Raw genomic sequence first — 21,707 nt, 5'->3', positions numbered from 1 at the left:
GCTACAAAGGCATTAACCAGTGGCGCTCAGTGGTCCACCCCAGAAAAATTCTCGCGCCCTCATCTTTCTGGCGACTCAAGGTTAGCCGCTGCCCGGCAGCTGCAACGCGCAACCCAATCATCGCTGGCAGAAATCTTTCCCGGAATTCGCTCGATTGCGCTGCAAAATTCGACTCAAGACTTTCGAGCGCAGAATGCAACAGCTCGCCATCCAGCATCGACAAGTAAAACATCATCTGACGCCAGGCATACGCCGTGTTCTTCAACATCACCAGACGTGCATGGTAATGCGTGATGTGCATTTGTTGCCGCTTGCAAATCCACTCGAAGCACGCCAGCGCCAGCGCGCTCAAACGATGATGCAACAGTGTTTTCAGGTTCAATTCGCCGAACAGGAGCGCGAGGTTTTGCGTCGTCAGAATTTGCTGCTGTTCGAGTATCGTGCCGTTGACCGCTGGCCGCCACGTGCCAAAGGTGGCGTTTGCACGCTGCGCGCACAGCGTCGCCAATGCATCACGGCTGTTGCTTCTGCGCTGATCGGGAAGGCCTGCCAGACCATCCGTATCAATGTCGTAATAACGAGCGTAAAGCGTTCCGGCTATAAATCTGGCCGATTGCCTGGCTGCTCTCGTGAACTTGCTGGAGAACGCGCCCATGAAAATGTCAGCCGCCACCTCGTCGACGAAAGGCAGCTCCAACTTCGCCGTTTCAGCCAGTGAAACAAATTCCTGTAACAGCTTGTTCGGAAGAATGGCCTGTGGAAACGCCGAGAGAGTCATTGCAGAGGCCTCGACCAACGCTTGCCTGGCGCCCGTGGCGGAGATAGCACTCGCCTCACGCTCTCCCTCTAAAGCCGCGACCCACGGCAGCTCTGCAATTCTGACCTGACTTTGCAGATTGAGCAGCAGCAACGACCGCCGACGACGGAAGGCACGATACGTAGCGCCCGCCAACGACTGCAGCATTCCATCCCGGTATACAGCGCTACAGATTTGCGCCGTCATTGCTGGCAGAACCTGCGCCACGGTATCGGCGGATGAGATCAAGCCATGATCAATCAACTCGGTAATGGTTCCCTTGCGGCAACGCTCAAGGCGTCGGCGAACAGCAGGCGGAATTATCACCCCAAAGGGCAGCCGGTGACGATTCGCCTCCTCATCGGTGATCGGTTCAAGCAACGGCGAAAAGTCACTGACGCCGTCCGAACCCGGGTAATTTGCCAGACGTGCCGAGACAGCCCGGGCAATCAAATGATGCCCGGGGGCCGCCACATGTTGGCGCTGCTCTGCTCGTTTAAGGGAATGTGCGGCGGAATCGGGATGCCCGTGTTTGGCCACAAAGTCATCAACAATGCGCCGGATGCGACCGACCTGACGGCCGGTCAATGATGCTTGATCGCGCAAACACTGACCGAGCAACGCAAACAGTTCTGCCGCCCGGGTCTTGAAAGAACCGTTGCTGCGGTGTTCAGCGCTACAGGTCCGAGCAATCTGCGCGCCAAGTGCCGTTGCGCGTTCGAACCAGCCTTCAGGGTAGTGTCTGCAAGGCCAGCCATCCTGACAGGTCAAAAGAAACAGTGAGACCGCAGCGTCGTAGAGAGGCAGACGATTTTCAACCACATGCTTTTGAACGGCCAGACGCGGTTGAGCCAATTGCCGGTTCAGCCGCTGCCTGACACTGGCGCTATCAAAAACATGCACCTCAGCCGTGGAAATCGGCGGCTCGTCAACGGCAGTCGGGAAGAAACGCAGGCGATCGAAAAAAGGTACGATCTGCTCGATCAGCATTCGCGCCTCGTCAGTACGCTGATGCCGCAAAAGCCATGACACTGTCAGCAGTGCGGCTTCCTCCGGAACGTCAATTTGATAGGTTCCGTTCGCCAAACGCTCTTGCAGCGTTGCGACGCCCACATCCGATAGATGCCAGATGTTGAGATCGAACCGTTCATGACCAGCACGGATGCCGGGGATCGACGCGGCCAAGTGGCGCTCATATGAAGTCAAAGCGCCACCGGCAGGAAGTTGCCCGGTGGCAAATCCACCCGTCGCCACGTCCAGCGTGACCCACTGTGGCAAATCGGCGAAAGGCTCACGTGAACCGTATTGTGCACTGCCCTGCATCAGGTGTTCGACTACCCGCTGCCAGCGCTCGACTCGGTTGCGTACCTGCGGGTCAGCGTCGCGCTGTGTAGCGATCAACGCTCGTGAGAGCTGGAACACCGCATAACCTGCATTCACGCCATCGTGCTCGCCGAACTCACCGTCGTCCCTGGACATACTTCCTTGTGACCCTGCAATGTAATGGGTCCGGGGGCTGGATTCGAACCAGCGCCCACCCGGTTAAGAGCCGAGTGTTCCACCGCTGAACTACCCCGGAACAGAGCGCGCATTGTTGACCAGCCACGAAGGAAAGTGAAGCCCGGTGTCTGCTACGAGACAATTCGCGCTCACGAGCTGAAACGAGCACGCCGTTACTATCTTCGGGGACCGGTCCTGCCACTCTTGACCTCGTATCGAGGCGCGTCCGTCATGGCAGTCTTTTTCTGTTTAATGGCGTCCGTCGTAGAAGTTCAGCCTGATAGGAATAGGCAATGCTCAAAGATAAACCGGCATAGGTGCGCCGTTTGTTGATCGCTACCATGGCCTCAGACCTGACCCAATGGGAGCTCGACATGACTCACACCAAAACCCTGTTCATCACCGGCGTCAGCAGCGGTTTCGGCCATGCGCTGGCCAAAGAAGCGTTTGCCGCAGGCCATCGTGTCATCGGCACGGTGCGCAGTGAAACTGATCTGCAAAAGTTCCAGGCACTGTCTTCGGACAACGCTTACGGCGTGCTGCTGGATGTCACCGATTTCGAGCGGATCGACAGTGTCGTTGCGCAAGTCGAAGCCACGCACGGCCCGATCGATGTGCTGGTCAATAACGCCGGTTATGGCCACGAAGGTGTCTTCGAAGAATCACCCTTGCAGGAGATGCGCCGTCAGTTCGACGTCAATGTGTTCGGTGCGGTGGCGATGATCAAAGCCTGTCTACCGTTCTTCCGCCAGCGCCGCGCGGGGCATATCCTCAATATCACCTCCATGGGCGGCACCATCACCATGCCGGGCATCGCCTATTACTGCGGCAGCAAATTTGCCCTCGAAGGGATCTCCGATACCCTGAGCAAGGAGCTGCGGCCCTTTAATATTTTCGTCACTGCCGTGGCGCCGGGCTCGTTCCGTACCGATTGGGCGGGTCGTTCGATGCAACGCACCGAGCGCAGCATTGCCGACTACGACGCCAGTTTCGACCCTATCCGTAAAGCGCGAGAGGAGAAAAGCGGCAAGCAACTCGGCGACCCGCAAAAGGCTGCCCGAGCGATGTTGCAGATCATCGCCAGCCCGGCACCACCCGCCCACTTGCTGCTGGGCAGTGACGCCTTGAGCCTGGTCCGTGACAAACTGAAATATGCGGCCAACGAGATCGATCAATGGGAAGCGCTGAGTCGGTCCACCGATCATTGAGAGAGGATGTGATGACGCAGGTCGATGCAAGCACCGCGCGCATGGTGCAACTGATGGAAGTCCTCGCGCCGGTCGAGGGCTACAACCTCTGCGTGCTCGATGACGTGCGCTTCCTGCGCTCGAATCGCCCACTGACCCGCACGCCGGTGTTGTACGACCCCGGCATTGTCATCCTCTGCCAGGGTCGCAAGCGCGGTTATCTGGGTGAGGACACCTACGTCTATGACGCGCAGCATTATCTGGTGGTTTCGGTGCCGATCCCCTTCACCATGGAGACCGATGCCACAGAATCCGAGCCGATGCTCGCGATTTATATGCAACTGGACTTTCAGTTGGCCAGCGAGTTGATGTTGCAAGTCGATGAGGTGCATGGCGTCAGCGATGCTGAGCCAAAAGGCATGTACGCCTCGCCGATGGACGACGCGCTGCGCACCACGACCTTGCGTTTTCTCGAGACGATGAGCGTCGCCGGTGAAGCGCAAATTCTCGGGCCGGCGCTGGTACGTGAGATCTATTACCGCATTCTCACGGGCGAGCAAGGTGGCTCGATGCGTGCCGCGCTGCATCGTCGCGGACATTTCGGCAAGGTGAGCCGGGCGATCCGCAAGATTCACAGCTGTTATCAGCAGCGCCTCGACGTCGAGCAACTGGCCCACGAAGCGAGCATGAGCGTGCCGAGTTTTCACCTGCACTTTCGCAGCGTGACCGATACCTCGCCGATGCAATACCTGAAGTCGACACGCCTGCATCAGGCGCGACTGCTGATGCTGCGCCAAGCCATGAGCGCTTCGGCGGCAGCGTTCGACGTCGGTTATGAAAGCGCCTCGCAATTCAGTCGCGAGTTCAAACGGTTTTTCGGCCGGACGCCGCAGGCGGAGATTGAATGGATGAAGGCGACGTACTCATTGCCGCCGCCGACAACGCCTTCCGAATTCGTATCCTCGCATTAGATCGTCATTTCGCGGGATGAAGCGCCGCGCTGTGGTGCATCGCCAGATGTCCGGTCTTGTCACTTTTGACTTCGTACTGCGGCTCGTCCTTTGAAGCAGGCCGATGCCGGCCCATGAACTCGACATCCCGGGTGTGGACCTTGACCACCTTGCCGCGAATCTCGCCAGCCTCGCTGTTCCACTGAACTGCGTCGCCGACCTTGAATGGCGTGTTCATGGCCTGTCCCCCACACTTATTCAATCGGGTCATTACGACTCGGGATGCTCGCTCGACACCGAGTTGTTGGCCGCCACATCCGTCATGTCTTCATCGACCGGCGACTCTTCATCGGCGGGCAGTGGAACCTCGGGCGGGTTACGTTTCGGATCATGCCCCGTCTCATTGTCCGTCGTCCGTGTCACGTCTTGCTGTGACCGGTTGCCCGGTGCATTTTCATCGATGTCCATGCTTGTTTCTCCGTTCTTGTACGCGGGATATCCGCGCTTAAACGTGAGAGGTAACGGCACCGCGCAAGTGCCGGGCAATGGACGAACGGTGCGCCAACGAAAAAAGCCTGCCGTTCAAGGGCAGGCTTTCGCTTGGCGACTGAAATAACCGTGCCGGGCCAGCCTGCCTCTAATCGTAAAACGCCTCGACCAACACCCGACTGCCGACAAAGAAACTGTCCGCCACCAAGCGCAACGGCTGCACATCCAGATCACTGGCCTTATCGCCAATCAATTGCTGAAAATGCCGATACACCGCCGCGTACTCGCCCTCCTCCGTCACGGCCTGGCGCACGCCGTCGATGCTCAACAACGCACCACCGTTATCCAGGCGCAGAACACCCTCGGCGCAACGAACCTCGATACTCCACAGCTCATCATGGCCATGGTCAAAATCAAACTCCGCGCGCACATCCAGGCGGCGGGCGTCAGACATTTGGATCGATGCGGCAATCGGTGACTGGCAGTTGCTCGGTACGCGCAGTTCGGCCGATTCGACAAACAGCGGCAGCGCCAGTAAATGAGTCACGATCGACAAGGCATTGATCCCCGGATCAAATACGCCGAGGCCGCCGGGTTGCCAGATCCACGTTTGGCCGGGGTGCCATTTGCGTACATCTTCTTTCCAGTCGATCTGCACGCTTTGCAAAGTGCGCGAGGCGAGCCAGTCGCGAGCGGCTTCGATACCGGGCGCGTAGCGTGAATGCCAGGCAAACAATGCGCTGACGCCCTGCTCTGCGGCCTGATCGACCAAGGCCAATGCCTCACCCAACGTGGCACACGGCGGCTTTTCCACCAGTACATGTTTGCCGGCGGCCAACGCTTGCTGCACCAGCGCAAAACGCCCTTGCGGCGGCGTGCAGAAGGCAATCGCATCCACCGGCGGGCCGTTTTCCAGCAGCTCACCCAAGGATTGGAAGTTCTCAACGCCCGCGCAGGGCTTGCCTTGGGTGGCGACCGACACCAAGTGGAAGGCGGGATTGGCGAGGATTGCCGGAACGTGTTGATCCTGGGCAATCTTGCCGTAGCCCACCAGACCGAGACGGATTGGTTGCATCAATGACTCCGCTTTTGTTTTGTTTTAGTCAGAGCGGCAGATTACCTGCAAACACCGCGAGCGTCTGTCCGCGCAATGTCACAACCGCTCACAGGATCAGGCAAGGATCGCACAGGAATGCACTACTGCGCGGTGCGGCAGAACAGCAAGAATGTCACCACGACAAACCGATCGAGGATGTTTCCATGCTTGTACAAGCCTACGGCGCCCACGCGGGCGACAAACCCCTTGAGCCGATGCAGATCAACCGCCGCGCGCCGGCCGCCCATGATGTGCAGATCGATATCGCGTTCTGTGGCATCTGCCATTCCGACCTGCACCAGGTGCGCGCGGAATGGGCCGGCACGCAATTTCCGTGCGTACCGGGGCACGAGATCGTCGGCCGCGTTTCCGCCGTCGGCGCCCATGTGTCGGACTACAAGATCGGTGATCTGGTCGGCGTCGGCTGCATCGTCGACAGCTGCAAACATTGCGATGACTGCGAAAGCGGTCTGGAAAACTACTGCGATGGCATGATCGGCACCTACAACTTCCCGACCCCGGATGCACCAGGCTGGACGCTGGGCGGCTATTCGCAAAACATCGTCGTGCATGAACGCTACGTGCTGCGCATCCGTCATCCCGAAGCGCAACTGGCCGCCGTCGCACCGCTGCTGTGTGCCGGCATCACCACCTACTCGCCACTGCGTCAGTGGAACGCCGGGCCGGGCAAGAAAGTCGGCGTGGTCGGCATCGGTGGTCTCGGTCACATGGGCATCAAACTGGCCCATGCTCTGGGCGCGCACGTTGTTGCGTTCACCACCTCTGAATCCAAACGTGAAGCGGCCAAGGCGCTGGGCGCCGATGAGGTTGTGGTGTCGCGCAATGCCGAAGAAATGGCCGCGCACGCCAAGAGTTTCGACCTGATCCTCAACACCGTCGCGGCGCCGCACGATCTCGATGCTTTCCTCGTGCTGCTCAAGCGCGATGGTGCATTGACGCTGGTTGGCGCGCCGGCCACCTCGCATCCTTCGCCGAACGTGTTCAACCTGATCATGAAGCGCCGCACGATTGCCGGTTCGATGATCGGCGGCATTGCCGAAACTCAGGAGATGCTGGATTTCTGCGCCGAGCACGGCATCGTTTCCGACATCGAACTGATCCGCGCCGACCAGATCAACGAGTCCTACGAGCGCATGCTCAAGGGTGACGTGAAATATCGCTTCGTGATCGACAACGCGACGTTGGCTGGCTAAGCGCAAACGGCTGATTGGCAGCAAGGTGTGGCCAATCAGCCGTTGAATTCCGTCGCCGGGATTTGACAGGCCCGGCGATGCTCGCCAGAGTCGCACCCCTTTGCCTGCCATCGAAGGGTTGCCGTTGAACGAACAGACATTGTCCATGCGCCTTGAGCGCGTGGCTGCACACGTGCCGGCCGGCGCGCGGCTGGCCGATATCGGCTCGGACCACGGCTATCTGCCGGTGGCGCTGATGCGCCGTGGCCTGATCGCAGCGGCCGTGGCGGGTGAAGTCGCGTCGACGCCGTTCCACGCGGCCGCACGCACCGTGCGCGAGAATGATCTGCAGCCCCACATCAGCGTGCGCCTGGCTGATGGTCTGGCGGCCATCGAACCTGACGACGGCATCACCGCCATCACGATCTGCGGCATGGGCGGTGAAACCATCCGCGACATCCTCGACAGCGGCAAGGCCCGTTTGAGCGGCAAAGAGCGCCTGATCCTGCAACCTAATGGCGGCGAACAACCACTGCGCCTATGGCTGATGGAAAACGGCTACCGCATCCTCAGCGAAGAGCTGCTGCGGGAGAACCGCTTCCACTATGAAATCATCGTGGCCGAGCGCGCGCAACCGGTGACTTATTCCGCCAGAGAACTGTACTTCGGCCCCTTGCAAATGCAGACCCGCAGCCCCGAGTTTCTGCACAAATGGCAGCACAAACTTCGCCACAAGCAGAAGACGCTCAGTCAGCTCGCCCATGCGCAGCAGGGTTTACCGGATGGAAAGGTGCAAGACCTGACGCAACAGACACGCTGGATTAGCGAACTGCTGGCCTGAGCGCCGGCGTTTCGCTGGAAAGGCGCGCGCCCTTATTTGATACACCGCATCACAAATGATGTACCTCAAACCCCATTTATCAACGCCCACCCTCCTCTTAAAGTCCTCTCCAACAGCCGCCCATCACTTCGACGGGCCAGCGACTGGAGAGTCCCCAAATGCCTTTCATCAGCGTACGCATCACCCGTGACGGCGTGACCCGGGAGCAGAAAGCCCAGGTCATCAAGGAAATCACCGAAACGATGCAGCGGGTGCTGCACAAGGATCCGAAACTCACCCACATCGTCATCGAAGAAGTCGACACCGATAACTGGGGTTATGCCGGCATCACCACCACCGAGTATCGCCAGCAGTTAGCGGATTCGCAGTCGTGAGCCGTACCGTGAAAATCGACTTCGTCTCGGATGTCGTTTGCCCCTGATGCGCGTTGGGCGTCGCTGCGCCGAGCAAGCGGCGGACCGCAACGCGATGATCATCGAGCGCGGCGAACAGATCGGTTCCGGCCATGTTCTCGATGACAAACAGCTCAATCCCGGTTCCCGGTCCGTCGCTTATTACCACCCAGCATTACGTCAGGCAGCACAGGTTGCGGCTCACGCCTGACTTGCGAAATCCGTTTATTCAAACCATTCAGATTGCATGAGGAAACATCATGAGCACGTCCAGAAAAGTTGTAGTGATCACCGGCGCCTCGCAAGGCATCGGCGCAGGTCTGGTCAAGGGTTTCCGTGAGCGCGGCTATCAGGTTGTCGCGACCTCGCGCTCGATCAAACCGTCCACCGACCCGGACATTCTCGCCGTCGCCGGTGACATCGCCGACCCGCAGACCGCCGAGCGGGTGATCCGCGAAGCCGTTGCACGCTTCGGTCGTATCGACACGCTGGTGAATAACGCCGGGATTTTCGTCGCCAAGCCGTTCACCGAATACAGCAAGGAAGACTACGCACAAGTGGTGGCGACCAACATGAGCGGCTTCTTCCACATCTCGCAATTGGCCATTGCCGAAATGGAGAAAAACGCCAGCGGTCACATCGTCAGCGTCACCACCAGCCTGGTCGATCACGCGATTGACGGCGTACCGTCGGTGCTCGCGTCGCTGACCAAGGGTGGCATCAACGCGGCGACCAAATCGCTGGCCATCGAGTACGCCAAGCGCGGCATTCGGGTCAATGCGGTATCGCCCGGCATCATCAAGACCCCGATGCACGGCGAAGAAACCCACGCCGCCCTCGGTAGCCTGCATCCGGTTGGTCGTATGGGCGAAATCGACGACATCGTGCAAGCGATCCTTTACCTGGACAGCGCGAACTTCGTCACCGGCGAAATCCTCCATGTCGACGGTGGTCAGAGCGCTGGCCACTGAAACCGCCGCGCAGCACTGCCGGTGTGTACCGGCGGTGCCGCTTCATGAGATAAGGCGGAGGATGAAATGTCAGTTGATCCTCGGTGTACTCACATGAAGCGCCACTTTGATGACTTGCAACTGGGCAGTATCGAACTGTTCTGCCTCGCCGCTGAAGCCGGCAGTTTCACCGCTGCCGCCCAGCTTGCAGGTGTAACGCCAGCCGCAGTGAGCCGGTCGATTCTGCGTCTGGAACAGCGCTTGGGTTCGCGCCTGTTTGCCCGCACCACGCGCAGCATTCGTTTGACCGAAGCTGGCAGAAACTTTTTCGTCCAGTGCAGCCAGGCGCTGACGCAACTGATCGAAGCGCAACAGGAAGTCATGGGCGCACAGACGTCACCGTCAGGGCTGTTGCGCATCAGCCTGCCCACCACTTACGGGCATCACCGCATCCTGCCGCTGCTACCAAAATTCCGCGCGTTCTACCCTGACGTCAACGTCGACATCCACTTGGGCAACCGCAATATCGACTTTGTCGGCGAAGGCTACGATCTGGCGATCCGCGTCCGCGCCCAGCCGGATTCGACCATGGTCGCGCGACTGCTGGAGGATGCAAAACTGGTGGTGGTCGCCTCCACCGACTATCTGAAAAAGGCTGGTACACCGCAGACGCTTGAGGATCTGGTGCAACACGAGTGCATTCAGTTCGAACTGCCCAGCAGCGGACGACGGATCTCTTGGCTGTTCCAGGAAAACGGCGATGATCGAGAAGTGATTTCTGAGGGGGGCTACTCCTGCTCAGACGATGTGCTCGGCGGCGTCACCTTGGCCAAACACGGCGCGGGGGTCTTCCAGACCTACAGGTTCATCGTTGAAAAAGAGCTGGCCGACGGCAGCCTCGTCGAGGTTCTACAACCTTATGCCGGGCGCTCGCGACCTTACACCTTGCTCTACCCGCACGGCCGCTATGTGCCGCAACGGGTCAGGGCGTTTGTCGACTTTCTGTTGCAGTTTCGTGATGAGTGGGCGCAGGTGTAACGCTGAACAAGGAATAAATCGGTTGAAAGGCGTTTCGCAGTCAACCCGAACAACGCAATGCTGTTGCTGACCGCCGGGGGCTGCTGGAAAATTTACAGAGCCAACGCCATGCTATGCTCTGAGAGAGAAAACGAGGGGTTTAAATGACTGGTTCAGCCAATGGCGACGTTGCGAGCGAAGTTCGCAAACTCGCCCAAAAGCATAAGGTTACCGCTGAGCGTGACGGCATTAGCTGCATGGCTGCGACCATTACTCGCCTGGCAGGCGATGCTGTCGAGCTGGATGGCATTGAGCAATTGCTCGTCAACCTCAAGCGTAAAGGTGTTCTCAACAAAACAGAAATCATGGCCCTTCAAGGACGCTACCTTCAAGAAAAAAGGCGTGGCAAGAGGCAACTTAGCGCATGACTTTTGACCCCTTCGGCGATTTCGAGACTGAAGGTTATCTTCAAAACTCGCTCAAACTGAAAGACTCTCTTGAAGTCAAAGAGTCCGAGCATCTCTCCTTCGAAGCCAGTATCGAAGATGCCCTCGCGTATCTCGCCAAGAGAAAGCCCATCGACTACAAAGCTGTTCTCAAGACTCACGAAATCCTTTTCTCCGGTTTTTACCCGTGGGCGGGGAAAGACAGAAACGAACTCGTCCCCCACCTGGCGGTTTTCAAGGGATCGAAAGATGATCCGCATCACACGATATTTGAACGACCTGAACTGATAAAAAGGTCCGTCGAATACGCTTTTGAACTCGCTGCAAACAAAAAACGCTTTCGTGAACGTCCCGGAGAGGTAATGGGGCAGTTGGCCTTCGCCCACCCGTTTCTGGATGGCAATGGCCGCACAATTCTGCTCATCTACATGGAATTGTGCTATCGGAGCAATTTCGCCATTGATTGGTCGAAAACCAATAAAGACGACTACTTGAGAGCGCTCGCCGACGAGATTAGAGCCCCTTCCAATGGCCATCTTGATGCTTATCTGAAACCCTTCGTCATCGACATCTCGAGCCGCGAAGAATGGCCGGCAATGATTGGCGGGATAAAAGGTCTGGATGGACTGGACAAGGAAGGGATCACGTATGGAAGCCTGGATGATCCCGAGGTTCAGCGACTTTATAAAGCGTATCGCGGGTTGCCTGTCGAATGATTCAGCATCGCTGCTGAAATCTGGATTGCGACGTCACAATGAACAAAAGCCTGCTTTTCAGGGCAGGCTTTCGTTTGAATCGCGCAGGCTTACTTCTGCTGAGCCGTCAGCGCCGAGTAGCTGTTCATCAGGTTGCGATAGTTAGGGATCCGTTGCGACAGCAAGTTGCCCAGCCCTTCAATATCGTTGCGCCAGTCACGGTGCAGCTCACACGCCACCGAGAACCAGTTCATCATTTGTGCGCCAGCCTGAGTCATGCGGCTCCAGGCGGCTTGTTGCACGGTGGTGTTGAACGTGCCGGAAGCGTCGGTCACCACAAACACATCAAACCCCTCTGCCAACGCCGACAAGGTCGGGAACGCTACGCAGACATCCGTCACCACACCGGCAATGATGATCTGCTTGCGCCCGGTGGCCTTGATTGCCTTCACGAAGTCTTCGTTGTCCCACGCGTTGATCTGACCTGGGCGAGCAATGTACGGCGCATCCGGGAACATCTCTTTAAGCTCTGGCACCAGCGGGCCGTTCGGGCCTTGTTCGAAACTGGTGGTGAGGATGGTCGGCAGTTCGAAGAACTTCGCCAGATCCGCCAGAGCGAGGACGTTGTTCTTGAACTCGTTTGGCGAGAAGTCCTGGACCAGAGAAATCAGGCCGGTCTGGTGGTCGACCAGCAGCACGATAGCGTCGTCTTTGTTCAGGCGGTTGTAGGTTGGAGTGGTCATGGTCTGCGTCCCTTTTGAGTTTTTGAAGTTGTCGTTGCGTTCAAGTTGGGTACAGATTACTGACGCACAGGGACGGGATAAATCGGCTGAAAAGCGTTTCACCGTCAACTCAAAAGGGACAATACCGATCAACCAGGCACTTCTGCACTGTCGGCAGACATCAGCAATGACGCGGTCATTTCAGCGTGGCATACCGCGAGTATTTCATCGGCCAGCGCTGAGTCATCCGGACAGGCACGCGAGAGGATAATCGCGCCAACCGCACGCGCCAGCATGTCGATCATTTTCACCCTCCCCTCACCAGATGCCGCGTCGGGCCCTGTCGGGTACTTGTCGCCAAGCGTTTGCAGCGTGCGCTCGATGCCGTCGGCAAACGTGGTTTTCACATCGTCAGACTGACGCGCTGCGTCGCCGCACAAAGCGGCCATGGTGCAACCGCTGCCCCGCCCATCGCGATGTTCTCTCGATACATAGACGTCAATAAAGCCTTGAACATCGAGCGTTTCGGCACCGGTCAATGATCGAGCAAGGCTGTTGGCCGAGGCTTCGGACATCAGGTCAGCCTTCGAACCGAAATGTTTGTAGAAGCCGCCGTGGGTAAATCCGGCCGCCGCCATGAGATCTGCGACGCCAACACCGTCAAAACCGCGCTCACGAAACAACACCGACGCGGTCTCGACGATGTGCTCGCGGTTTGCCTGCGCTTGGGCTTTGGTCACTCTCACGTGCAATTCCTCCGCTGAAAAATCATGCGTCGATGATACATAGATGTCAGCCATAATCAAAACCATTGACAGCTTAGATTTCGATCATCATCCTAATTACAGAGGTTACGGCTGCACTCACAGCCACGGAGCGCTACTGCTCAGCAAGCCGAACCCCGCCGTGATTGCTGCCTCATGCATCAACCCTAATCGATGTTTTTTGACAAAGAGATGATCCCATGACTACCCGCCCTACTGTTCTCATCACTGGCGCCTCTACCGGCATCGGCGCGGTTTACGCCGAACGTTTCGCCCAACGCGGGCATGACCTGGTGCTGGTTGCCCGCGATCTTGAGCGCCTGCAAACACTCGCCGCGAAACTGCGTAGCGAACACAGCGTCGCCGTGGACGTGCTTCAGGCCGACCTGACCCAACTCAAAGACCTGACCACCGTCGAAACGCGCCTGCGCGACGATGCGCGCATTGGCATCCTCGTCAATAACGCGGGCGCCGCGCAGTCCGGCAACTTCATCGAGCAGAGCACCGACAAAGTGGCCAATCTGGTCGCCCTCAACACCACGGCACTGGTGCGGCTCGCCAGTGCCATCGCACCCCGTCTGGCGAAGGCCGGTGACGGCGCCATTATCAACATCGGCTCGGTAGTCGGTCTGGCCCCGGAGTTCGGCATGTCGGTGTACGGCGCGACCAAGGCATTTGTCCTGTTTCTGTCTCAGGGGCTGAGCCTGGAGCTTTCGCCGTTGGGCGTTTACGTGCAAGCGGTGCTGCCGGCCGCGACGCGTACCGAGATCTGGGATCGCGCGGGCATCGACATCAACACCTTGAGCGAGATCATGGAAGTCACCGATCTGGTCGATGCAGCGTTGGTCGGTTTCGATCGTCGCGAGCCGGTGACCATTCCGCCGCTGCATGAAGGTGAGCGCTGGGATGCCTTGCAAACCGCGCGGCAGGGCCTGTTGGCGCAGATCCGCCAGTCGGCAGTCGCCCAGCGCTATCTGGCGTGAGTGCAATGAAGCAGATGCTTTTCGTCAACGCCGCCAACCAATCGATCATGGTCGGCGGCACGGCGTTCGCCTATAGAGACTTGGGCCCGAAAACGGCGGTGCCGCTGATCCTGCTCAATCATTGGGGCGCGGTACTGGACGACTTCGATCCGCGAATCGTCGATGGCTTGGCCAGAACCCGGCGCGTGATCGCCATTGACTATCGCGGTGTCGGTGGCTCAGGTGGCACCGCGCCCCTGACCGTCGCGCAGATGGCCGACGACGTCATCAGCCTGATCGCTGCGCTGGAATTCACCAGCGTCGATCTGCTGGGTTTTTCCCTCGGCGGATTCGTTGCTCAGGACATCGCGCTCAAAGATCCCTCCTTGGTGCGGCGGCTGATTCTGACCGGCACCGGACCTGCTGGCGGAGTCGGTATCGCCAAGGTCGGTGCGGTTTCCTGGCCACTGATGTTCAAGGGTTTGCTGACCCTGCGCGACCCGAAGTTCCACCTGTTTTTCACCACAACCGCCAACGGACGGCGGGCCGCAACAGACTTTTTGCAACGCCTGAAAGAACGCCGCAAAGACCGCGACAAGCGCCCGACACCCAGCGCTTTTCTGCGGCAGTTGAAAGCCATCAAGGCATGGGGAAAACAAATGCCGCAGAACCTTGGCGGCCTGCAAATTCCGACGCTGGTGGTCAACGGTGACAACGACATCATGGTGCCCACGGTCAATTCGATTGATCTGGCGAACCGGATTCTCCGCGCGCAATTGATCATTTATGAAGACGCCGGACACGGCGCGATTTTCCAGAACTACGCTGATTTTGTCAGTAAGGCGCAGGCGTTTCTCGATAGCTGAACCAGTCTGCTCAGGCAACCCTGCCCTCCCCCAGAACCGTGAGAGCCGTCCCCAACATGAAAGCTTATTTTATCGATCGCTACGGCAAGCAGAACGGGGGTATTGGCGATGTCTCCGAGCCTGTAGCCGGCGCCCATGACGTGCTGATTGAAGTACATGCTGCCAGCGTCAACGTACTCGATTCAAAGGTTCGCAGCGGCGAATTCAAACTGATTCTGCCGTACTCATTCCCCTTGGTGCTGGGCAACGATTGTGCCGGCGTGGTGATTGAGGTTGGCGCAGCGGTCAAGGGTTTCAAGCCCGGCGACGCGGTGTATGCGCGCGTGCCCGAACAACGAATCGGCACATTCGCCGAGCGAATCGCCGTCGAGCAAAACGCCGTGGCATTGAAACCCGCCAACCTCAGTATGGAGCAAGCCGCCGGCATTCCCTTGGTTGCCCTGACAGCCTGGCAAGCGCTGGTCGACATCGCCCGCTTGCAAAAGGGCCAGAAGGTCTTGATTCACGCCGGTTCCGGCGGCGTCGGCACAATCGCCATTCAACTGGCCAAGTACCTCGGCGCTGTTGTCGCGACCACCACCAGCACCGCGAATGTCGAGTGGGTGAAGGCGCTCGGTGCTGACGTGGTGATTGATTACAAACAGCAGCACTTCGAGCAGGAACTGCGCGACTACGACGTGGTGCTCAACAGCCTCGGCACCGACGTGCTGGAAAACTCGCTGAAGGTACTCAAACCGGGTGGCCAGCTGATTTCCATATCAGGCCCGCCAACTGCCGAGTTCGCCAAGACGCAAGGATTAGCCTGGCCACTGCGGCAAGTCATGCGTTTGTTGAGCCTGAGTATTCGGCGCAAGGCGCGCAAGCATGATGTCCGTTACAGCTTTCTGTTCATGCGGCCTGACGGTGCACAACTGAACGACATCACCACCCTGATCGAGGCTGGCGAGATCAAACCGGTGCTGGACCGCACCTTTGCCTTCGAGTCGACGAGTGAAGCCCTGAAGTACGTTGAGCAGGGTCGCGCAAAAGGCAAAGTAATCGTTCGGGTCAAATAGCGGCAGGTCGGTCCTCATCTGGCGAAAGACATATGGAAAACGCAACCTGCACCACCGAAGAGCCTGCTGCCGATGAACAACACGACTTGCAGAGCCAAAAGGAAACTGAGCAGGCGTCGTCCAAGCCTGCACTGCAAGGCACGATGCTCAGCTCGGCGCCTGTTGTCTGGCGACCGTTGATGCTCGAACCTTAGACGCCCCCGGTCTCATGACTCAGGTGTCCAACGGTGTTTGCGGCGTATCGGGATTGAGCTGGCGGCGACGAAATTGCCCCGGCGGCTGGCCGTGAATCTGCCGAAAGCGACGAGAGAAATACGCCTCGTCCGCGAAGCCGCACAACCGTGCGACCTCGCCCACCGAGCGCGTGCTGTTGAGCAGAAAATTGCGTGCCGCGTGCATCCTGCGTTCGAGTACCAGTTCGGTGAAGGTCTTGCCGATTTCCTTGCGCAACCAGTGCGTGAGATACGTCGGTGACAGGTAAGTCGCTGCCGCCACTTTGATCAGATTGAGATCGGGATCAGCGATGTTTTTGCGCAAGTACTCGAACATCCGGCTCATTGCATCCCGCCGGCTGGCCTCGGCCGCGTTCTCTTCGGCCAGGCGTTTGAGCGGCTCGGCGTATAGAAAGCAAACGCTGCCGATCAGTTGCAACAGCAAGCCCTTGAGCATCTCTCGCGTACCGAACTGGCGGTTTTCGTCCAGCGCGCGCATCTGTTCGATCAGGGCGCAGACCTTGGCGAAATCCTCATCGCCCAGAATGAAATCCAGGTGCTCCTGAAAACGGAACGGCGACAACTCCGGCGCCAGCAGGATCGACACTTCTTCGAGATCCATCGGGTCGCATTGCAAATGCGGCAGCAGAAAGGTCTGGGAAAAATTGATCACTATGAAGTTGCTGTCAGCCGGATGCGGAATCACATGCACCCGGTGCGGCAGGATGAATGCCAGGGTGTTGCGCGGGAACGGTCGCTCGACGTTACCAATGTGCTGCACGGTGTCGCCACCAAGGTTGATCTGAATCTGGAAATACTCGTGCCGATGCGGACTGGTCTCGGCCCGGCGACCCTTTTTGTCGCGGATGTAGAAGTCCGTCAATTCGCTGCGTTGCTGCATGACATAGGTGGGAATGCGGTGCGGTGACGACATCTGCGGAAGATCCTCGACAGCTACATTGGGGCGTAAACGGGCGACCGTCATCTTGCAGGCATGCGGGCAGCGCATCAAGAAGTCATACGATGACTTTGCCGATGCGAATTTATTTCGCCGCAGGGTGGCGATTAGCCTGTCCAAAAAACCCATGAAAGAATAAAAACTTTTTTATGTTTGTTTTCATAATGTTGAAAAACATTCCTCACCTATAAAATAAACAATCTTGCGGTTGATTTTCTTGGACAGGTTTATCAAAGCCATTTTCATATGGAAAAAATGATCTAACACCGCAGTTGATTAGAAGATGTTGTACGACCACTGTGATAACCAACGCAGCCCAACCTCTTCCAAAAACAATCAAAGGTGTGCACGTCATGATCCTGCTATTGCCCCCCGCTGACCCGCCCGATTGCTCCCCGATCACGCCGCCCGGAAGACGTACCTGACGTCTGACGCAGCCGCACATTTCAGTCTCGATTGCCATGCCCCGCCCGATGCGGGCAACGCCTTCGGCTGCGCGAAAACATCTCGATTCTTCTAACAATAACGAGGTCTCTCCATGTCGAATTCACATGCTTCCCAAGCCACCGTGCCGCCGGTGATAGACCGCGCCCGGGACGCCGTCGTGCCGCAGCGTCTGCCCTCGCGGCGGCGCTGGTTCATGCTCTCGCTGTTGCTGATTGCGACGATCATCAACTACATCGACCGGGTCAATATCTCGATTGCCGCGCCGTTCATGGCCAAGGATCTTGGCTTGGACAAGATCGAGATGGGCCTGATTTTCTCGGCATTTGCCTGGACTTACGCCTTGGCCCTGGTGCCGGCCGGGTTCATCGCCGATCGCTTCGGTTCGCGCTTCACTTACGGCGTTTCCCTGATCAGTTGGTCGACGGTGACCGTGTGCCAGGGCTTTGCCACGGGCTTCGCGTCCTTGTTCGGTTTGCGTCTGGCGGTCGGTGCGATGGAAGCACCGGCGTTTCCGGCCAACAGCCGTGCGGTGACGGTGTGGTTCCCGGCGCGGGAGCGCGGTCTGGCCAGCAGCATCTACGTCTGCGGGCAATATCTGGGGACGGCGCTGTTTACCGGTGCCCTGCTCTGGCTGGCGACCACCTTCGACTGGCGTCACGTGTTCTACAGCACCGGCGTACTCGGCATCGTGTTCGGAGTGTTGTGGCTGTACCTGTATCGCGACCCGCTGAACTGCAAGAAAGTCAGCAAAGAAGAACTGAAGTACATCGAAGCCGGCGGCGGTCTGGTCAAAAGCAGCCAGGAGCGCACTCGCTTCAACTGGCGGCAAATCGCTGAACTGTTCAGCTACCGCCAGATCTGGGCGATTTGCATCGGCAAATTCGCCAGCACGTCGGCGCTGTACTTCTTCCTCACGTGGTTCCCCACCTACCTGATCGAAGAACGCAAGCTGACCATGATCAAGGCCGGGATCTTCGCCGTGTTGCCCTTCGTCGGTGCAACGGTCGGCATCCTCCTCGCCGGCATCGTCTCTGACTTGTTGATCCGCCGTGGCTATTCGATGTCCTTCGCTCGCAAGTTGCCACTGGTGATCGGCTCGATGCTGGGCATGTCCATCGTGCTGGTGAATTTCACCGACTCGAACACGATCTGCATCGCGGTGCTGACCATTGCGTTCTTTGCGCAAGGCATCGCGTCGTCTTCGTGGGCGGCGGTATCAGAAGTGGCGCCCAAGGAACTGATCGGCTTGACCGGCGGGATCACCAGCCTCGCTGCAAACATCGGCGGCATCGTCACGCCGATCGTGATTGGCGCGATTGTGCATGCCACCGGTTCCTTCGCCTGGGCCTTCTGGTTCATTGGCGGCGTCGCCCTGATCGGCACCCTCTCCTACTCGTTGTTGCTCGGGCGTTTGTACCGCATCGAATTGAAAGTGCGCTGAGTCAACACCACCGTTTTCTCCAACTGGAGGCGGCTTTCGTCCAACTTCGCCAACGAATGCCGCCGTACGCTGATGCGACACACAGGACCCACAACAGGATGAACATGACTGAATACGTCTTCACACCGGATCTGCCCGTGACTTTGCCGGTTGTCGGCAGTGAGCAGCGCTTTCCCGTCGGACGGGTGTTTTGTGTCGGCCGCAACTACCCGTGGCCAGACGCCGTCGGCCAGTCGCGCCAGCCGCCGGTGTTTTTCATGAAACCGGCGAGCAATGTCGTCGACGCGGTCGGTGAGGTGGCGTTCCCGGCGCTGACCGATGATTTCGCCCACGAAATCGAACTGGTGGTAGCCATCGGTGAAGGTGGCGCGAATATCCCCGAAAGCGAGGCGCTGGCTTATGTCTGGGGGTATGCCGCCGGCCTCGACCTGACCCGCCGCGACGTTCAGCGCGCAGCCAAGAGCAATGGTTTGCCGTGGGAAGGCGCCAAGGTATTTGACGGAGCCGCGCCGATGACCGCCATCGTCCCGGTGACCCGCGCCGGCCATCCCGAAGGCGAATTGTGGTTGAACGTCAACGGCGAGGAGCGTCAGCGCGACAGCCTCGACAGCCAGATCTGGTCGGTCGCTGAAGTGATCAGCCGGATCTCCCGGTCAGTGGCGCTCAGGGCCGGCGACCTGATCATGACGGGCAGCCCGGCCGGCGTCGACGGCCTGCAACCGGGCGATGTGATCAACGCCGGAATCGACGGCATCGGCCAACTGGAAATGCGCGTCGGCCCGCGGGCCTGAACGCCGCAGTGATTTGAAGACAGGAGAACAACAAAATGTCCATCACTCAACCTTTGAAAGTCGCGCTGGTCACTGGCGCTGGCAGCGGAATCGGTCGCTCCGTTGCGCTTGGCCTGTTGGCCGACGGCTACACCCTGGTGCTTGCCGGTCGCCGGCCGGAACCGTTACAGGCGCTGGTCGAACTGGCGGCAAGCGAGGGGCACGAAGCCCTGGCGGTGCCCACCGATGTGCGCGACCCGGCCAGTGTCGATGCGCTGTTCGCAACCATTGCCGAGGTCTACGGACGACTGGATGTGGTCTTCAACAATGCCGGGGTCAACGCCCCCGCTGTGCCCTTGGACGAACTGACGTTCGAACAGTGGCGCAACGTGATCGACACCAACCTCAACGGGGTTTTCCTGTGTGCCCGTGGCGCCTTCGGCCTGATGCGCCGTCAACAGCCGCAGGGCGGGCGCATCATCAATAACGGTTCGATTTCGGCGCACACGCCGCGGCCATTCAGCAGCGCCTACACCGCCAGCAAACATGCAGTGCTGGGACTGACCAAATCGCTGGCGCTGGACGGTCGTGAATTCAACATCGCTTGCAGCCAGATCGACATCGGCAACGCCCTCACCGAAATGTCGGTGCGCATGACCAAGGGCGTGCGCCAGGCCAACGGCAGCATCGCCGTCGAGCCGATGGTCGACGTCAAGCATGTCGCTGATGCCGTGCGCTACATCGCCGGCCTGCCGCTGTCGGCCAACGTTCTGAACATGACCGTCATGGCCACAGCCATGCCGTTTGCCGGTCGCGGTTGAACCGGCCTTTTTTATTCGGTAAGTGAGGTTTACATGAAGCCAGAAATCCTGCAGTTGAGCCCGATTCTGATTCCTGAAATCAATGCGCGTCTCGACGAATTGTTTACGGTCCGACGCTATTTCCAGCAGGCGGACAAAGCCGCCTATGTGCAAGAGCACGGCGCCAATATTCGTGGCGTGATCACCGGCGGGCATACGGGTATTACCCAGGCGCTGATGGCGCAACTGCCGAATCTTGAGGTGGTCGCGGTCAACGGCGTCGGCACCGATGCGGTTGACCTGGCCTACGCCCGTGATCGCAGCATCCGCGTGACCGCGACCATTGGCGCGTTGACCGAAGACGTCGCTGACCTCGCCATCGGCTTGCTGATTTCCGTGTGCCGCGGACTGTGCACCAGTGATCGTTACGTACGTTCGGGCCAATGGCCGCAAAGTCCGACGCCGCTGGCGCCACTGCCGCTCGCGCGTCAGGTGTCCGGCATGCGTATCGGCATCGTCGGCATGGGCCGGGTTGGCCGCGCGGTGGCCAGTCGTGCGGCGGCCTTCGGCTGCCCGATCAGTTACACCGACCTGCAACCGATGAGCGACATCAGCCACACCTTCGTCGCCGACCTCAAACAACTGGCTCGCGACAGCGATGCGCTGATTCTCGCCGCCGCTGCCGACAAGGCCGAGGCCATCATCGATGCCGAAGTACTAAAGGCGTTGGGCAAGGATGGGTATCTGATCAACGTGGCACGGGGCAAACTGGTCAACGAGGCTGATTTGCTGGCGGCGCTGAATGCCGGTGAGATCGCCGGTGCCGGGCTGGATGTGTTTGTCGATGAGCCGAATGTGCCAGAAGCCTTGTTCGGCAACGAACAGGTGGTGCTGCAACCGCACCGCGCCAGCGCGACCTTGCAGACGCGCACGCGGATGGGTGAGATGGTGGTGGCGAGTTTGCTCGACAGCTTTGCCGGGAAGACGCCGGAGGGTTGCGTCACTGGCTAAGTGGCGCGTGCCGAAACAGCTGCCCTCACCCTAGCCCTCTCCCCCAGGAGAGGGAACCGATTGGGGGATATTGGCGATAAATGCCGACGTGCAATAGCGTCTGTGAATCCACTACCGCCAGACATCAGCGATGAATCCGTAGTGGAT

The 21,707-nt window shown here is 58.9% G+C and carries 25 protein-coding genes and 1 tRNA gene; 18 read left to right on the top strand and 8 right to left on the bottom strand.

The window, feature by feature from the left end; all coding sequences use genetic code 11:
* Position 1 precedes the first annotated feature (1 nt).
* Together L8H52_RS12875 and L8H52_RS12870 are read right to left on the bottom strand one after the other, a co-directional pair.
* A complete protein-coding gene (locus L8H52_RS12875; protein ID WP_242207353.1) occupies positions 2-2,275 on the bottom strand; it encodes a hypothetical protein in 2,274 nt (757 codons plus the stop codon).
* 25 nt (positions 2,276-2,300) lie between these two features.
* Positions 2,301-2,375, bottom strand: a tRNA-Lys gene (locus L8H52_RS12870).
* Positions 2,376-2,670: 295 nt separating this feature from the next.
* Between L8H52_RS12870 and L8H52_RS12865 the strand changes: the two genes are divergently transcribed.
* Positions 2,671-3,504, top strand: coding sequence for an oxidoreductase (locus tag L8H52_RS12865; protein WP_242207352.1), 834 nt, complete (start codon positions 2,671-2,673; stop codon positions 3,502-3,504).
* Between the two features lie 11 nt (positions 3,505-3,515).
* Positions 3,516-4,454, top strand: coding sequence for an AraC family transcriptional regulator (locus L8H52_RS12860; RefSeq protein WP_242207351.1), 939 nt, complete (start codon positions 3,516-3,518; stop codon positions 4,452-4,454).
* Between the two features lie 4 nt (positions 4,455-4,458).
* On the opposite strand, the gene L8H52_RS12855 is transcribed toward L8H52_RS12860, so the two are convergent.
* The 3 genes from L8H52_RS12855 to L8H52_RS12845 form a co-directional block, all read right to left on the bottom strand.
* A complete protein-coding gene (locus L8H52_RS12855) occupies positions 4,459-4,671 on the bottom strand; it encodes a DUF2945 domain-containing protein (RefSeq protein ID WP_242207350.1) in 213 nt (70 codons plus the stop codon).
* Between the two features lie 32 nt (positions 4,672-4,703).
* The gene (locus L8H52_RS12850; RefSeq protein WP_242207349.1) at positions 4,704-4,901 is read right to left on the bottom strand and encodes a hypothetical protein; all 198 of its coding nucleotides are present in this window, start codon (positions 4,899-4,901) and stop codon (positions 4,704-4,706) included.
* Positions 4,902-5,070: 169 nt separating this feature from the next.
* Entirely contained in the window at positions 5,071-5,997 is a 927-nt protein-coding gene (locus tag L8H52_RS12845) for a Gfo/Idh/MocA family oxidoreductase (protein WP_242207348.1), read from the bottom strand.
* A gap of 185 nt (positions 5,998-6,182) precedes the next feature.
* Here L8H52_RS12845 and L8H52_RS12840 point away from each other — a divergent pair, with 185 nt between their 5' ends.
* The 8 genes from L8H52_RS12840 to L8H52_RS12805 all read left to right on the top strand — a co-directional run bounded on the left by L8H52_RS12840 (position 6,183) and on the right by L8H52_RS12805 (position 11,573).
* A complete protein-coding gene (locus L8H52_RS12840) occupies positions 6,183-7,232 on the top strand; it encodes an NAD(P)-dependent alcohol dehydrogenase (RefSeq protein WP_242207347.1) in 1,050 nt (349 codons plus the stop codon).
* Positions 7,233-7,356: 124 nt separating this feature from the next.
* A complete protein-coding gene (locus L8H52_RS12835; protein ID WP_242207484.1) occupies positions 7,357-8,052 on the top strand; it encodes a tRNA (adenine(22)-N(1))-methyltransferase TrmK in 696 nt (231 codons plus the stop codon).
* Between the two features lie 158 nt (positions 8,053-8,210).
* On the top strand, positions 8,211-8,426 hold the full coding sequence (locus L8H52_RS12830; protein ID WP_016987787.1) for a 4-oxalocrotonate tautomerase family protein: 216 nt from the start codon (positions 8,211-8,213) through the stop codon (positions 8,424-8,426).
* A gap of 37 nt (positions 8,427-8,463) precedes the next feature.
* Positions 8,464-8,655 (top strand): hypothetical protein, encoded by a 192-nt coding sequence (locus tag L8H52_RS12825; protein ID WP_242207346.1) that lies wholly within the window; start codon positions 8,464-8,466, stop codon positions 8,653-8,655.
* A gap of 49 nt (positions 8,656-8,704) precedes the next feature.
* Entirely contained in the window at positions 8,705-9,415 is a 711-nt protein-coding gene (locus tag L8H52_RS12820) for an SDR family NAD(P)-dependent oxidoreductase (RefSeq protein WP_242207345.1), read from the top strand.
* A 93-nt stretch (positions 9,416-9,508) separates the two neighbouring features.
* Positions 9,509-10,432, top strand: a complete 924-nt coding sequence (locus L8H52_RS12815; protein WP_242207344.1) for a LysR family transcriptional regulator — start codon at positions 9,509-9,511, stop codon at positions 10,430-10,432.
* A 143-nt stretch (positions 10,433-10,575) separates the two neighbouring features.
* The gene (locus tag L8H52_RS12810) at positions 10,576-10,839 is read left to right on the top strand and encodes a hypothetical protein (protein WP_242207343.1); all 264 of its coding nucleotides are present in this window, start codon (positions 10,576-10,578) and stop codon (positions 10,837-10,839) included.
* Positions 10,836-11,573, top strand: a complete 738-nt coding sequence (locus L8H52_RS12805) for a Fic family protein (protein ID WP_242207342.1) — start codon at positions 10,836-10,838, stop codon at positions 11,571-11,573. The genes L8H52_RS12810 and L8H52_RS12805 overlap by 4 nt, the downstream gene beginning before the upstream one ends.
* Before the next feature lie 89 nt (positions 11,574-11,662).
* On the opposite strand, the gene ycaC is transcribed toward L8H52_RS12805, so the two are convergent.
* Both ycaC and L8H52_RS12795 read right to left on the bottom strand, forming a co-directional pair.
* Entirely contained in the window at positions 11,663-12,295 is a 633-nt protein-coding gene (gene ycaC / locus L8H52_RS12800) for an isochorismate family cysteine hydrolase YcaC (protein ID WP_007916011.1), read from the bottom strand.
* Between the two features lie 128 nt (positions 12,296-12,423).
* Positions 12,424-13,020 carry a TetR family transcriptional regulator gene (locus L8H52_RS12795; protein WP_242207483.1) on the bottom strand — a complete coding sequence of 199 codons (597 nt, stop codon included), beginning with the start codon at positions 13,018-13,020 and terminating at the stop codon, positions 12,424-12,426.
* Positions 13,021-13,238: 218 nt separating this feature from the next.
* On the opposite strand from L8H52_RS12795, the gene L8H52_RS12790 reads away from it, so the two are divergent.
* Genes L8H52_RS12790 through L8H52_RS12775 form a run of 4 tightly spaced genes read left to right on the top strand, consistent with a single transcriptional unit; the run spans position 13,239 to position 16,115 of the window.
* Positions 13,239-14,021: an SDR family oxidoreductase gene (locus L8H52_RS12790; protein WP_242207341.1), complete on the top strand. Its 783-nt coding sequence runs from the start codon at positions 13,239-13,241 to the stop codon at positions 14,019-14,021.
* Positions 14,022-14,026: 5 nt separating this feature from the next.
* Positions 14,027-14,866 (top strand): alpha/beta hydrolase, encoded by an 840-nt coding sequence (locus tag L8H52_RS12785; RefSeq protein WP_242207340.1) that lies wholly within the window; start codon positions 14,027-14,029, stop codon positions 14,864-14,866.
* A gap of 56 nt (positions 14,867-14,922) precedes the next feature.
* A complete protein-coding gene (locus L8H52_RS12780) occupies positions 14,923-15,921 on the top strand; it encodes an NADP-dependent oxidoreductase (RefSeq protein WP_242207339.1) in 999 nt (332 codons plus the stop codon).
* A gap of 32 nt (positions 15,922-15,953) precedes the next feature.
* Positions 15,954-16,115, top strand: a complete 162-nt coding sequence (locus tag L8H52_RS12775; protein WP_242207338.1) for a hypothetical protein — start codon at positions 15,954-15,956, stop codon at positions 16,113-16,115.
* A 19-nt stretch (positions 16,116-16,134) separates the two neighbouring features.
* On the opposite strand, the gene L8H52_RS12770 is transcribed toward L8H52_RS12775, so the two are convergent.
* On the bottom strand, positions 16,135-17,067 hold the full coding sequence (locus tag L8H52_RS12770; RefSeq protein ID WP_242207337.1) for an AraC family transcriptional regulator: 933 nt from the start codon (positions 17,065-17,067) through the stop codon (positions 16,135-16,137).
* Between the two features lie 562 nt (positions 17,068-17,629).
* On the opposite strand from L8H52_RS12770, the gene L8H52_RS12765 reads away from it, so the two are divergent.
* The 4 genes from L8H52_RS12765 to L8H52_RS12750 all read left to right on the top strand — a co-directional run bounded on the left by L8H52_RS12765 (position 17,630) and on the right by L8H52_RS12750 (position 21,560).
* A complete protein-coding gene (locus L8H52_RS12765) occupies positions 17,630-18,979 on the top strand; it encodes an MFS transporter (RefSeq protein ID WP_347340733.1) in 1,350 nt (449 codons plus the stop codon).
* Positions 18,980-19,077: 98 nt separating this feature from the next.
* Positions 19,078-19,770, top strand: a complete 693-nt coding sequence (locus L8H52_RS12760; protein ID WP_242207336.1) for a fumarylacetoacetate hydrolase family protein — start codon at positions 19,078-19,080, stop codon at positions 19,768-19,770.
* 41 nt (positions 19,771-19,811) lie between these two features.
* Positions 19,812-20,570, top strand: coding sequence for an SDR family oxidoreductase (locus L8H52_RS12755; RefSeq protein ID WP_034155520.1), 759 nt, complete (start codon positions 19,812-19,814; stop codon positions 20,568-20,570).
* A 33-nt stretch (positions 20,571-20,603) separates the two neighbouring features.
* On the top strand, positions 20,604-21,560 hold the full coding sequence (locus L8H52_RS12750) for a 2-hydroxyacid dehydrogenase (RefSeq protein WP_242207335.1): 957 nt from the start codon (positions 20,604-20,606) through the stop codon (positions 21,558-21,560).
* Positions 21,561-21,707: the final 147 nt, after the last annotated feature.

It is taken from the genome of Pseudomonas sp. CROZ-RG-20F-R04-15 (assembly GCF_022662375.1).
GTDB lineage: Bacteria > Pseudomonadota > Gammaproteobacteria > Pseudomonadales > Pseudomonadaceae > Aquipseudomonas.
The sequence above is the reverse complement of the archived record's forward strand: the minus strand, read 5'-3'. Positions and strand labels throughout refer to the sequence as shown.